11 protein-coding genes are annotated in these 12,695 nt (G+C 59.1%); 2 read left to right on the forward strand and 9 right to left on the reverse strand.

Annotated features, from left to right (window positions below):
• Positions 1-59: 59 nt before the first annotated feature.
• Both pgi and T18_RS07180 read left to right on the forward strand, forming a co-directional pair.
• On the forward strand, positions 60-1,685 hold the full coding sequence (pgi, locus tag T18_RS07175) for a glucose-6-phosphate isomerase (RefSeq protein ID WP_038489735.1): 1,626 nt from the start codon (positions 60-62) through the stop codon (positions 1,683-1,685).
• Between the two features lie 90 nt (positions 1,686-1,775).
• Positions 1,776-2,645, forward strand: a complete 870-nt coding sequence (locus T18_RS07180; RefSeq protein WP_038489733.1) for an ornithine carbamoyltransferase — start codon at positions 1,776-1,778, stop codon at positions 2,643-2,645.
• 16 nt (positions 2,646-2,661) lie between these two features.
• Here T18_RS07180 and T18_RS07185 read toward each other — a convergent pair whose 3' ends face one another.
• The 9 genes from T18_RS07185 to T18_RS07225 form a co-directional block, all read right to left on the reverse strand.
• Complete coding sequence (locus T18_RS07185) at positions 2,662-3,390, reverse strand: esterase family protein (RefSeq protein ID WP_038489729.1); 729 nt, start codon at positions 3,388-3,390, stop codon at positions 2,662-2,664.
• Positions 3,387-4,352, reverse strand: coding sequence for an acetylxylan esterase (locus T18_RS07190; protein WP_038492675.1), 966 nt, complete (start codon positions 4,350-4,352; stop codon positions 3,387-3,389). The genes T18_RS07185 and T18_RS07190 overlap by 4 nt, the downstream gene beginning before the upstream one ends.
• A gap of 124 nt (positions 4,353-4,476) precedes the next feature.
• Entirely contained in the window at positions 4,477-5,403 is a 927-nt protein-coding gene (locus T18_RS07195; protein WP_003514875.1) for a carbohydrate kinase family protein, read from the reverse strand.
• Between the two features lie 97 nt (positions 5,404-5,500).
• On the reverse strand, positions 5,501-6,199 hold the full coding sequence (locus tag T18_RS07200; protein ID WP_003514873.1) for an orotate phosphoribosyltransferase: 699 nt from the start codon (positions 6,197-6,199) through the stop codon (positions 5,501-5,503).
• A gap of 65 nt (positions 6,200-6,264) precedes the next feature.
• Positions 6,265-7,302 (reverse strand): dihydroorotase, encoded by a 1,038-nt coding sequence (pyrC, locus tag T18_RS07205; protein ID WP_013635404.1) that lies wholly within the window; start codon positions 7,300-7,302, stop codon positions 6,265-6,267.
• 113 nt (positions 7,303-7,415) lie between these two features.
• Complete coding sequence (locus tag T18_RS07210) at positions 7,416-8,453, reverse strand: 4-hydroxyproline epimerase (RefSeq protein WP_038489725.1); 1,038 nt, start codon at positions 8,451-8,453, stop codon at positions 7,416-7,418.
• Positions 8,454-8,581: 128 nt separating this feature from the next.
• Positions 8,582-9,904 carry an alpha/beta hydrolase gene (locus T18_RS07215; protein WP_013635402.1) on the reverse strand — a complete coding sequence of 441 codons (1,323 nt, stop codon included), beginning with the start codon at positions 9,902-9,904 and terminating at the stop codon, positions 8,582-8,584.
• Positions 9,905-10,093: 189 nt separating this feature from the next.
• Entirely contained in the window at positions 10,094-11,590 is a 1,497-nt protein-coding gene (locus tag T18_RS07220; RefSeq protein WP_038489722.1) for an acetyl-CoA hydrolase/transferase family protein, read from the reverse strand.
• 277 nt (positions 11,591-11,867) lie between these two features.
• On the reverse strand, positions 11,868-12,668 hold the full coding sequence (locus tag T18_RS07225) for a phosphodiesterase (protein WP_038489719.1): 801 nt from the start codon (positions 12,666-12,668) through the stop codon (positions 11,868-11,870).
• Positions 12,669-12,695: the final 27 nt, after the last annotated feature.

Genomic DNA, 12,695 nt, shown 5'->3' on the forward strand with positions numbered 1-12,695 from the left:
ATTTGGTCGCCTGAAAAAGAATAGTTTCCTCATCCTTCCAGGAAGCCGAGGAGCACGAGATGCAGGCCACCATCGAAAAACTGAAAGCAACGGCAAGCAGCACAGCCGCAACCGATCTGCGCGCTGCTTTTGCGGCCGACGACAAACGATTCAGCCGTTTCAGCGCCAAATTCGATGACCTGCTGATGGACTATTCCAAATGCGCTGTTAATGACGAAATCGTCACGCTTCTCGAACAGCTGGCGCGCGACGGTGGCGTCGAGGCAAAGCGCGAGGAGATGTTCTCCGGCAAGGCGATCAATTTCACCGAAGATCGTGCCGTGTTGCACACCGCACTGCGCAATCGCTCCAACACGCCGGTTCTCGTTGACGGCAAGGATGTGATGCCGGATGTGAACGCCGTTCTTACCGCCATGGGCAAGTTTGCCGACGCCATTCGCTCCGGTTCCCTGAAAGGTGCGACCGGCAAGAAGATCACCGACATCATCAATATCGGTATCGGCGGCTCCGATCTCGGCCCCGTCATGGCGACGCTGGCGCTTGCGCCTTTCCATGATGGTCCGCGTGCGCATTTCGTCTCCAATATCGATGGCGCGCATATTGCCGACACGCTGAAGCTCGTTGATCCCGAGACCTCGCTCTTCATCGTCGCCTCCAAAACCTTCACCACAATCGAAACGATGACGAATGCCGCGACCGCGCGCCGTTTCATTGCCGAAAAGCTGGGTGAAGAGGCTGTGAAGCACCATTTCGCCGCCGTTTCGACAGCATTGGAAAAGGTTGCCGCCTTCGGCATCGAGAGCGATCGCATCTTCGGTTTCTGGGACTGGGTTGGCGGACGTTATTCGATCTGGTCGGCTATCGGCCTGCCGCTGATGATCGCCATCGGGCCGGAGAATTTCGGCAAGTTTCTGGATGGCGCGCATGCCATGGACAAGCATTTCCGCGAGGCGCCGATCCGTGAAAACCTGCCGATGCTGCTCGGTCTCATCGGATTTTATCACCGCAACGTGCTGAACTATTCCACGCGGGCGATCCTGCCCTATGACCAGCGCCTGTCGCGTTTCCCTGCCTATCTGCAGCAACTCGACATGGAATCGAACGGCAAGGGCGTGACGATCGACGGGACACCTGTCGAAGGCCAGTCCGGCCCGGTCGTCTGGGGCGAACCCGGCACCAATGGCCAGCACGCCTTCTACCAGCTCATCCACCAGGGCACGAGCGTCATTCCGGCGGAATTCATGATCGCCGCCAACGGTTTCGAACCGGAACTGCGCCATCAGCACCAGCTTCTCATCGCCAATTGCCTGGCGCAGTCGGAAGCCCTGATGAAGGGCCGCACGCTGGCCGAAGCGAAAGCCCAGCTCACCTCCAAGGGCATGGAAGACAGCCAAGCCGATTTCATCGCGCCGCACCGCGTTTTCACCGGCAACCGCCCGTCCATTACCTTCGTCTACGACAAGCTGACGCCATTTGCGCTTGGCCGTCTGATCGCGCTCTACGAACACCGCGTCTTCGTGGAAGGCGTGCTGTTTCGCATCAACTCCTTCGACCAGTGGGGCGTGGAGCTTGGCAAGGAACTGGCAACCGGCCTGCTTCCCGTCGTTGAAGGCAAGGAAAGTGCAGCCGGCCATGACAGCTCGACACAGGGTCTGGTGAAGGCGCTGTCGGGACTGGCGGGGTAAAATCCTTGCTCCCTTGATAATTACGAAAGCCGGAAGGAAACTTCCGGCTTTTTCAATTCAGCATCGATGGAACGCCGATTGGAGGCACATATGGCACTGCGGCAAGGCAAGGATTTTCTGGCGTTTCATGACCTGCCTGAAGATGCGGTGCTGTCGATCATAGACCGTGCAGGCAGTCTGGCGCAGGACTGGTCAAAGGGCACGATGCCACAGCTGCTCAAGGGAAAACGCATCGGGCTGATCGTCGACGAGACCGGTTGGCGCAACACCGCTGCCTTCGATCTCGGCATTCAGGCCATGGGCGGTATTTGTGTCAACGTCCCGATCAGCTTTAATGGTCGCGAAGAAATTGCCGACCTGGCGGGCTATCTCGACAACTGGTTCGATCTAGTCATTATCCGCACGAAAGAACTCTCGACCCTCCGGGCGCTTGCGGGCGAAATGCGCGCACCCGTCATCAACGCGCGGACCAAGTCCAATCATCCCTGCGAGACGCTTGGCGATCTTGCACACATCAAAAGCTTGAGAGGCCGGGTCGACGGTCTCAAGATCGTCGGCGTCGCGCCGGATGCCAATATTTTGCGCTCGTGGGTCGAGGCCTCGATTTCCCTGCCAATTCAGGTCACACAAGTTTACCCCGAACAATGGCACGTCACCGATGCTGCGCTCATCAACCCGAATTTCCGGGCCAGCTCTGATATGGCGGAGTTGCTGGACGCGGATGTGGTCATTACCGATTCCTGGCCCACCGGTTCGGATCATATCCTGATCGACTACCGCATATCCGCATCCCTTCTCGACAGGATGCAGCCCGAGGTGATCTTTTTACCCTGCCCACCGGTCGCCCGTGGTCAGGAAGTGACGGCAGATGCAATGTCGCATCCGGCCTGTCAAAGCCGGCCCGCAAAGGCATTTCTTCTGCACGCGCAGAATGCTCTGATGGAATTTCTCCTCGCCTGAGGCGGAGCCGATCGCCTCAGATATACAGCGCCGCCATCTTGCGCCAGGCGCCTGCACGATGAGCACGTCCCTCCCAGACATGCAACTGATGCCCTATCTGCTTGTCATTAAGAACCCGGCTCAGGTGATGGTTGTTGTCCAAAAACGGATCGGCATCGCCGATGGTGAAAACCATGTCGATGCGGCGGAGGTTTTCAAGCCGCCAGCCGCAGGCGAGGTCCGGCAGAAAGTGGCTCGGCATGTGGAAATAGACATCGTCATCGTAGTAACCGTCGAACAGATCGCCGAAGGATTCCACCTTCATCGTCAGATCGTAGCGGCCGGAAAAGGCGACGAGCTTGCGGAAAAGATGTGGGTGACGAAAGACTAGGCTGGCGGCCTGAAACGCGCCGAGACTGCAGCCCTGCACGATGGTATCACCATGCGGGTTTTTCTCAGCCATCAGCGGCAGCACTTCATTGAGAATATAATCTTCGAAGGCGGCATGGCGGCGAATGCGCTCGGCCGGGTGATTATAGGCCGCATAAAAGGTCTCTTTGGCCAGCCCCTCGATACAATAGAGCTGAAGATGACCGGCCTCCACTTTATCGGCCAGACTGTCGACAAGGCCAAGTTCCTCATATTCGAAGAAGCGCCCGTCGCGTGTGGGAAACATCAGCACCTTGGCGCCAGAATGACCGAATATCAACAGCTCCATATCACGATGAAGCCTTTGACTATACCAGCGGAGATATTCGCGTTTCATGGCACCTTGAAAAACTGTCTGACCTTGTCCCTGTGGACCGCATCTTGGGATGCACTGTCAGCGTATTCGAAATGTCCCGCGTCTAGGATGAAGATTTCATTAAATTTTGAGAACGGCAGGGCATTGGCAACCGCAAACTGGCACGGCGGCGCCACCGCCGGATCGAACAGGGCGGGCGCGACCAGCATCGGCACTTTTATGCGGCAAGCCGCAGAAGCGGCATCGAACAGACGCAGCATTTCCAGCACATTGGCATGGGTCTTCTGATAGGTCTGGACCGCATCCGCGCTGCCGACGGTCGGCAGCGTCAGCCAGAACGGCCGGTGTCCGAATGTGGGTACGACCAGATGGCCCCGGTCGATGCGCGCATCATATGGTATCGCCAAAGCCCCAATCCCGCCCCCGAAGCTGATGCCGCTGTAACCCACCTGCCCTTCCAGCCATGGATAGAGCGTGACGAGCGTGGAGACGGCGATCCACAGATCATCGACACAGCCACCGATGATGTAGTCGTCTTTTCTTTCGATGTTGTAGAGGACATGAAGGGCCGGGTCGGACGAAATCGGCGGACAGGCGCTTAGCGAAAGCCCGCGAAAACAGGGAAACAGCACGGCCGTTTCTTCCACCGGCACGTCGAAATCGGGCTCTCCCCGCCCGCCATAACCATGGCCGACAACAAGTCCGCGCCGCACCTGTCCTTTGCGCGGCAGAAGCATCCATCCACCGATGCGGAAGCCGCCGGTGGATGTGTATGAGATATCGAGAACATGCCAGCGGGGATGGCTGAGTTTGCTCTTGCGCAGCACCGGTCGCGGATCCGTGGCCAGCGCGCGGCGATAACGCTTCTTCCAGAAATCATCAAAGCCCGGCGGCGCCTCAGGCGGGATAATGGCCAGCAACTGCTCGCGCCGCATGCCATAGGTCGGGTCGAAATCGAAAGGATGGGTTGTTGGAACGCTCATGCGATGCTTGTTTCGTGAAAGACCGGCCGACACAAGCTTCTTGATATCCAAATATCGGTTTTTTACGACCCTGGCCCAGGCAGGAGTGGTGAACCGCCTTTTCAAAACGGTTCAACCATATCCTTTACAATCCGATTTCATGCGCGAAGGGCGGATTTGCGCCAGCTCGCGAGACGGTCACCGCAGCAGCCTTTGCGCCGAGCGCCAAAGCCTTTCTGATCTGCTCTTCCGTCAGCGAAGCGACCTGCGCCTTCGTCAGTAGCCCCTGCATTTTCAGCGAGGCGAGAATGCCGGCGTCGAAGGTGTCGCCCGCGCCGACGGTATCGACGACCTCCACCCGCTCGGAAGCCACTTCCACCTTGAAATTGGCGGTGTAACCGACCGCACCCTTGGCGCCACGGGTGACGACGACCAGTTTCGCGCCGTGATGCAGCCAGTGGCGAGCGAGCGTGTCCTCATCACCTTCCAGACCGAACCACTCGAGGTCTTCGTCGGAGAATTTAACGATATCCGACATGGCAGCCATACGGCGGATGCGGGCCATATGCGACTGCTTGTCCTTGATGAAACCGGGGCGGATATTCGGATCGAGGGAGATGACTCGGCTTTGATGCTCGCGCACCATAAGCGCCTCATAGGTGCTGCCGCAGGGTTCCGGAATGAGGCTGATCGCGCCGAAATGCAGCGCCTCGCAATCGGCGCCCAAGGCGGGAAGCTCGGCCTCGGTGATCATCCGGCCGGCAGTGTTTTCGTCATAAAAGGCGTAGGTGGCATGGCCATCGACGAGCTTGACAAAGGCGATGGTGGTCGGCCGCGAAAGTGTTGCGCAATAGCTGAAATCCACGTTGCTCGCCCGCAGGGTTGTCCGCAGGATATCGCCCATCATGTCATCGGAAAGACCCGTGAAGAACGCGGACGGGACGCCGAGACGCCCGAGCGCAATGGCCGTGTTGAAGACCGCTCCGCCTGCATAGGGGGCAAAACCCGCCTCACCCAGCGTCGTCTGCCGGGGCAGCATGTCGATCAGGGCTTCACCACAACACAGGATCATTACGGTCCTCCTCAAACAGCAAATCAAATGGACTTAAATCGATTTAGACGAAGATCGATCGGAAGGCCAGCCACAAGCTGGCTGGCCTCATCCGAAATTAAGATTGCGGCAATTCGCTGACGCCGCCGCGCTTTGCAGACCATGGCAACGGGTTATCGAGGAAGGCCTCGACCTCCGACAGGGTCTTTTCGTCGAACAGCTTTTCAGCCCGGGCAACAGCCAGAACATCGCGCCAGGTCGTGAGATAATGCAGCTTGACATTGCCATTGGCGAAGCGCGCTTCGGCCTGTTCGAAAATGCCGTAATAGAAGAGCGCAATACCGTGATCGACAATGCCGCCTGCCGCGCGGATGGCGTCGATGAAGGTGAACATCGAGCCGCCAGCCGTCGTCAGGTCCTCGATGACGAGCACGCGCGCGCCTTCCGGCATATGGCCTTCGATCTGGGCGTTGCGGCCATGGCCCTTTGGCTTCTTGCGGCAATAGATCATCGGCAGGCCAAGACGCTCGGCAAGGAAAGCCGCGAAGGGAATGCCCGCCGTTTCACCGCCCGCGACACAGTCGAACTTCTCGAAACCGGCCTCGCGCATAACCGCCGCTGCCGCAAAATCCATTGCCGCAGAGCGAATGCGCGGGAAGGAAATGAGCTTGCGCATGTCGATATAAACGGGGCTCTTCATGCCCGAAGCGAAGGTGTACGGGCTTTCCGAATTGAAGTGGACCGCCTTGATTTCCCACAACATCTTCGCAACCAGTTCTGCAACGACAGTGCGGTCAGTGAATGTGAAATGGTTCATAGGCGTTCTCCTTTTTCGGCCTTCATAACAAAACCGCCGGCAGTGCCGGCGGTCATTAAAAAAAATCAGCTCACGTCCCAATGAAGCGGGAACATCGGATCGAATACGGTCACCGGCCCGGCGCCCGTCTCGATCTTGGCGGGAAACGACACCGGCTCATCGCGCTTCACCAGCGTGATCGTCTCCTCATTTGGCGCCAACCCGTACCAGGCTGGGCCGTTGAGGGAAGCGAAGGCTTCCAGCTTGTCGAGAGCGTTTTCCTGCTCGAAGACATGCGCAAGACAGCTCATGGTGTTGATCGAGGTATATATGCCGGCGCAGCCGCAGGCGCATTCCTTCAGCGGATCGACATGCGGGGCGGAATCGGTGCCGAGGAAGAAGCGGGCATCACCCGAAATCGCGGCCGCACGGAGTGCCAACCGGTGCTCCTCGCGCTTTGCGACGGGCAGGCAGTAATAATGCGGCTTGATACCGCCGACCAGAATGGCGTTGCGGTTGATGATGAGATGGTGAGTGGTGATGGAACCGGCGAGATTGGCCTTGGACGACTTGATGTAGTCCACGCCATCGCGGGTGGTAATGTGCTCCATCGTCACCTTGAGCTCAGGCAGGCGCTGGCGCAGCGGCTCCAGAACCGTGTCGATGAAGGCTTTCTCGCGGTCGAAAATATCGACCTCCGGCGTCGTCACCTCGCCATGCACGCAAAGCGGCAGGCCGATCTTCGCCATGCGTTCCAGAACCGGCATCGCCTTGTTGAAGTCGCGCACGCCGCCGTGGGAATTGGTGGTCGCGCCGGCCGGATAGAGCTTCACGGCGGTGATAAGGCCACTTTTCTTGCCCTCTTCCACGTCGTCGGCCTGCGTGTCCTCGGTGAGATAAAGCGTCATCAGCGGCTCGAAACGGTCGCCCGCCGGAATGGCCTTGACGATGCGTTCGCGATAGGCGCGGGCATCGGCGCAGGTGACCACCGGTGGCACCAGGTTCGGCATGATGATTGCGCGGGCGAAATGGCGGCTCGTATCCCCGATCACGCCTTCCAGCATGGCGCCATCGCGCAGATGCAGATGCCAGTCATCAGGGCGGCGAAGGGTGAGCGACTTCATCGGGATACCTCGGAGCATGACGGAATTGGCGCCCGCTTAGCATCTTTCGTCACAGGAAAACAGCCGCCGAGAGGCATCGGGCGGCTGTAAATGTCATTTTTTTGAAGCGAGCCTCAGATGCCGCCCGCTTCGGGACCCCACACATCCGTCATGGCAAAGCCGTCCGCAAAGGGATCGAAGGGGTCAAGGCCGACCTGGTGCAGCCCGAAGGTGAAACCGCGCCCGGCAATGGTGGGAATGACCGCCGGACGACCGGCCACTTCGGTGACGGCGGAAAGGCCGACATCGAATTCCGAACCGATGATCGAACGGGATTTGTATTCGTCTCCCACCTTCACCTTGCCGCGCGCATAAAGCGTGGCGAGATTGGCGGAATTGCCGGTACCGCAGGGCGAGCGATCCGCCCGGCCAGGCCACATGGTGGTGCAGGTGCGGATGGAACCATCGGCATCCACATCGCGGAACATCACATAGGCCACGCCTGATATGGCGGGGATTTCGGGATGCACGACCGTCATTTCACTGTTGACGAGGTCCTTGAGGATCATGCCCGCAGCAACCAGTTTCGCTGCATTGGCCTTTTCGATGGTCAGGCCGATCTGGCGCACATCGACCAGCGCGTAAAAGATGCCGCCATAGGAAATATCCATCGTCACCTTGCCCCATTCGGGCGTGTCGATGGTCACATCCAGCTCATGCACGAAGGACGGCACCATGGTCAGCTTGACCTTTTCGCAGCGCCCGTCGCGGCAGGTGGCGGTGGCCTTGACCAGACCGGCGGCCGTTTCCAGAATGACGACCGTTTCCGGTTCCTGCATCTCCACCATGCCGCTTTCCAGAAGTGCTGTCGTCGCGCAGATGGAATTGGAGCCGGAGCTGGCATGCGCCTGATCCGGCTGGAGAATGACGAAGGCCGTATGGGCATCCGGGTGCTTCGGCGGCAGCAGAAGATTGACTGACCCCATGGGCGTGCCACGCGGCTCCAGCGTCAGAAAGCGGCGCAGGGCTTCCCCTTTTGGATCGGTATTCATCCAGTTAAGCTGCTCGGCCACGGTGTTGCCGGGAATTTTCGGCGCGCCGCCGGTGACGACACGGCCGATTTCGCCTTCGCAATGAACATCGAGAAGCTGCAGGGTGCGTTTCCAACGCATGGGATCTTACTCCGGAAGTTGAGCTGTTGACCCGACCATATAGGTAAAAATACAAGCTGTATACAAATCTGCGCGAGCTGGATGGCGAAAATCGCTTATGGTTTTCGCCATACACTTCTCATCGTGATCTAGCGATTGCGGCACTCCGCCCGGTTACGATTGGCGGCGGCGTCGCAATTCACTCTCGAAGACTGAACCGCCTGATCGTCCACCACGGAGCCGGCCGTATCACCAACCGATCCGACGGTGTTTTCAACAGAGCGGCCGAGCCTCTCCACCTGCCTGCCGTAATTTTCACGCGTGCGCGGATCGAACACCGCAATGGGCGCGCTGACCACGACGCTTGCCGCCGTTCCAACCGTTTGCGCGGCACCGATGCTGACCGCGCCCAGCGCCTCCCCCAGACCGACATCGGAATCCGTCACAGTCTGGCCGGCAATGAGGCGGTCGCCGATCAAGCGCACGACTTCAGGGCTTTCTGCAAATTTGCCGTGGTTCAACCGGTCACCGGATTGCAGCTTGGTCAGATCAAGAACAGTGATACCGGCCTTTTCCAGCTGGCTGCGATAGGGTTCGACGGAAGGGTCGATCTGGCCCAGACGGTCGACATTGCCGGAAATGCGGCGCGACAGGCTGAGCGCACGGTCATCCTGCGAGACGAACAGGGTGAATTTCGGCGGCGCCTTGCCGAAGCTGGCGAACTGCCGGCTGAACACGTCCACATCGAGATCTGGTGCTGCCAGAATGACATTGCTGATCTTCGGATCGACGCGGCCGTTGCGGATGGCCATCTGGCGCAGCGCCTCCACGGCAAGCCATGTGCCCATGGAATGCGCCATGACCGTGACCTCGCCGATCGACTTGTCCTTTGCCAGACGGGTCAGCATTTCCTCTAGCGCATCGCGCGAGTAATTGGTGCTTTCCTTGTCGTAATTATAGTCGAAAATACTCGCCCGTGACGGCCATGTGAAAACCACAGGCACGACATCCGAGCCGGAATCATAGACGATCTGCGCAAAGCGATAGACCGATTCCTCGTAACGATTGTTGAAACCGTGCACGAAGACCAGAACGCGGCGGTCCTTGTGGATATGTTTGCTGATCCAGCTTTTCGTCTCCGCTTCGGAACGAACAGGCTCAACCGCCACCGTGGTGAAATCCTTCAGAGGGTTAGGCGGCAGCTTCTTCGGCCACTGCACCTGCCCGACCTTGCGGTTGGCCTTAGGCGGAATGGAGATGGTGACGGCATCGACCTTCAAGCCGGTTCCGCGTTCGCCGCCGAAAAGCACGGCGGCATTGTCCGAGGGCGCTCGCGTGGTGGCAACCAGGAGATTGACGGGCGTGGTTCCCGCCACGGTCTGCCCTGTTGGCGTCATGACCCCGATGGGACGCCCCCCGCAGCCAGCGAGCAGGGCAACAATCGCGATTATGGCTACGAAGCGGATGGGCATCACATCATTCTCCTGCAACCCAAAGGCAGCCGGATAGCGGCCAGAGGACAGGAATTTCTACCGGAGGCGGAACTGCCGCGCCAGCAACCATCGCGCAAGCGCGGAGATTTCCGCGCCGGTGTGTCCAAACAGACCCAATTTTCCCGCCTTGCGGAGCCGGGAGACGTGATTGTGACGTGCAGGCGAGTTCTATCGCTGCGGCAGCATCGTGCCCCTTTCGCGAAGGGCATTGTGCCAGGACAGCGCCTCTTCAATGAGGTGCGGCGTATGTCCGCCGCGTGCCACCGCTCGCTGGAAATAGTCCGTCAGGGCATCGCGATAGTGGGGATGCACGCAATTTGCGATAATGACAGCAGCGCGCTCACGCGGAGCAAGGCCGCGCAGATCGGCCAACCCGATTTCCGTGACCAGAATATCCACATCATGTTCGGTATGGTCGACATGGCTGACCATCGGCACGACGCTGGAGATGGCGCCGCCCTTGGCAATCGACTTGGTGACGAAGATGGACATGTAGGCGTTGCGGGCAAAATCCCCCGAGCCGCCAATGCCGTTCATCATGTGAGTGCCACCGACATGAGTGGAATTGACGTTCCCGTAAATATCGAACTCCAGCGCGGTGTTGATGCCGATGATGCCGAGGCGGCGGATGACCTCCGGGTGATTGCTGACCTCCTGCGGACGCAGGATCAGCCTGCTCTTGTAATCGGCCAGTCGCGGCATGACCCGTTCGTTCATGGCAGAGGAGAGCGTGATCGATGAACCGGAAGCGAAAGTCAGCTTGCCCGCGTCGAAAAGCTCGAAGGTCGAATCCTGCAGAACTTCCGAATACATTTTGAGATCGTGAAACGGCGTATCGATGAAACCGTGCATGACGGCATTGGCGATGGTGCCGATACCGGCCTGCAACGGCTGGAGTTCGTGGGTCATGCGGCCATGACGGACCTCATTCAGCAGGAATTCGGAGAGATGGCCGGCAATCGCCTTGGTCTCGTCATCAGGCGGCAGCACCGTCGAAAAACTGTCGCTCTTGTCGCTCAGGACGATTGCGGCGATTTTTTCCGGCGGCACCGGAATGAACGGCAGACCGACGCGGCTGTCCGTTGCTACCACAGGAATGGGCATGCGGGTCGGGCGTTTTGCGGGGATGAAAATATCATGCAACCCCTCGAGAACGTCGGGTTGCGACAGGTTGATCTCAACGATGACCTTTTCGGCCAGAATGGCAAAGCTCGCCGAGTTACCGACGGATGTGGTGGGCACGATACCGCCGTCCGCCGTAATCGCCACCGCCTCGATGATGGCCACATCCACACCGTGGATCTGGCCGCCGCGCAATTGCTCGACCGTTTCAGAAAGGTGCTGGTCGATGAACATCACCTTGCCGTCATTGATCGCCTTGCGCAAAGCGGGGTCGGACTGAAACGGCATACGGCGCGCCAGCATGCCCGCCTCCACCATGGTCTTGTCGAGATCATTGCCAAGCGATGCACCGGTCATCAGGGTAATCTTCATCGGGTGCGTCTTCGCACGCTCGGCCAGCGCCAGCGGTACCGCCTTTGCTTCGCCGGCCCGCGTAAAGCCGCTCATGCCCACCGTCATGCCATCCTGAATGAGGCCGGCAGCCTCTTCGGCGCTGACGATCCTGTTCAAGAGGGACGCGTTGCGGATACGCTTTTCAAGCATGCACTTCTCCATGATCTGCATTCCAGATGGCGCGTCACGTGGCTGGCCACCTCACCAGTGACTATGGCGCGGAGTTTCAACGATGAAACTGACACAGATCAAGGGTGTGAACGGGACCATGGCTTTGATCCATCAAATCTGATCGACAGACCGCAAGTGGCGCATCGGCGCGACAGGCTGCGGGGCCATCGCAGCATCGCAGCCGACCGCAACCGCTGATGAGGCGTATGGATCGCCTCGTCGCATACCGGAGGGTTGCCTCAGCTATTGCCCGCAATCAGGGGCCTTCGCATGCGGAGGCCTGACCCAGCACGACCTGCCCTACTTCTACATCATAGGCACGCATGCCGAATGTACCGAGGCTGATCACCCGGTAACAGGGGTTGCCGCCGGTCCACAGGGGATCGACAACCTCGATATCGGTGATGAAGCGATGCGCGCAGGCCTGGCCGGAACTATAGGCGATGCCTTCGGCGCTGGTGCCCGCCATCGGAACGTGGATATGGCCAAAAACAATATGGCGCACGCCGGCCGGATGTCTGCCTAGACGCTGCATAACCGCGCCGTCATCATGCATGCCGATGTTTTCGAAATGCCGGATACCGCAATCCATTGGCGGATGGTGAACGAAAACCGTCACGGGAAGGTCGCCAGCGCCTTCGAGCGCCTTGTCCAGCCATGTCAGGCGATCCGCACCGTACATGCCGCCGATGACATCGGCCTCGTGGCTGTCGAGAAACAGCAGCCGGCCGAAATCGGTATCGATGAAAGACTGGATATAGCCGTTTTCATCCCGTGGCTGTTCGGGAAAGGCCGCCACGAATTCCGGACGGCGGTCGTGATTGCCGAGCATCAGCCGCACGGGCAAGGACACGGACGCCAAAATGTCGCGAAGGAGTTCATAGGCCTCCGGCTCGCCGTAATTGCAAAGATCGCCCGTCATCACCAGAAGGTCGGCGTCTGCGTGTTTTTCGACGATATCTGATACCGCCGCGCGCAACTGCTTCTCGGGATCCACGCCGTTTATCGCGATGCCTGGCGGTAAAAGATGGGTGTCTGTAATCTGGATGATCTTCATTGTCGGTCTCTCTGCATAAAATGGCTG

Source organism: Rhizobium sp. TBD182, assembly GCF_001950375.1.
GTDB classification, from domain to species: Bacteria; Pseudomonadota; Alphaproteobacteria; order Rhizobiales; family Rhizobiaceae; genus Agrobacterium; species Agrobacterium tumefaciens.

Coding starts and splice junctions, on each gene's coding strand:
- pgi (WP_038489735.1), top strand. CDS start 60: ATGCAGGCCACCATCGAAAAACTGAAAGCAACGGCAAGCAGCACAGCC.
- T18_RS07180 (WP_038489733.1), top strand. CDS start 1,776: ATGGCACTGCGGCAAGGCAAGGATTTTCTGGCGTTTCATGACCTGCCT.
- T18_RS07185 (WP_038489729.1), bottom strand. CDS start 3,390: ATGAAACGCGAATATCTCCGCTGGTATAGTCAAAGGCTTCATCGTGAT.
- T18_RS07190 (WP_038492675.1), bottom strand. CDS start 4,352: ATGAGCGTTCCAACAACCCATCCTTTCGATTTCGACCCGACCTATGGC.
- T18_RS07195 (WP_003514875.1), bottom strand. CDS start 5,403: ATGATCCTGTGTTGTGGTGAAGCCCTGATCGACATGCTGCCCCGGCAG.
- T18_RS07200 (WP_003514873.1), bottom strand. CDS start 6,199: ATGAACCATTTCACATTCACTGACCGCACTGTCGTTGCAGAACTGGTT.
- pyrC (WP_013635404.1), bottom strand. CDS start 7,302: ATGAAGTCGCTCACCCTTCGCCGCCCTGATGACTGGCATCTGCATCTG.
- T18_RS07210 (WP_038489725.1), bottom strand. CDS start 8,453: ATGCGTTGGAAACGCACCCTGCAGCTTCTCGATGTTCATTGCGAAGGC.
- T18_RS07215 (WP_013635402.1), bottom strand. CDS start 9,904: ATGCCCATCCGCTTCGTAGCCATAATCGCGATTGTTGCCCTGCTCGCT.
- T18_RS07220 (WP_038489722.1), bottom strand. CDS start 11,590: ATGCTTGAAAAGCGTATCCGCAACGCGTCCCTCTTGAACAGGATCGTC.
- T18_RS07225 (WP_038489719.1), bottom strand. CDS start 12,668: ATGAAGATCATCCAGATTACAGACACCCATCTTTTACCGCCAGGCATC.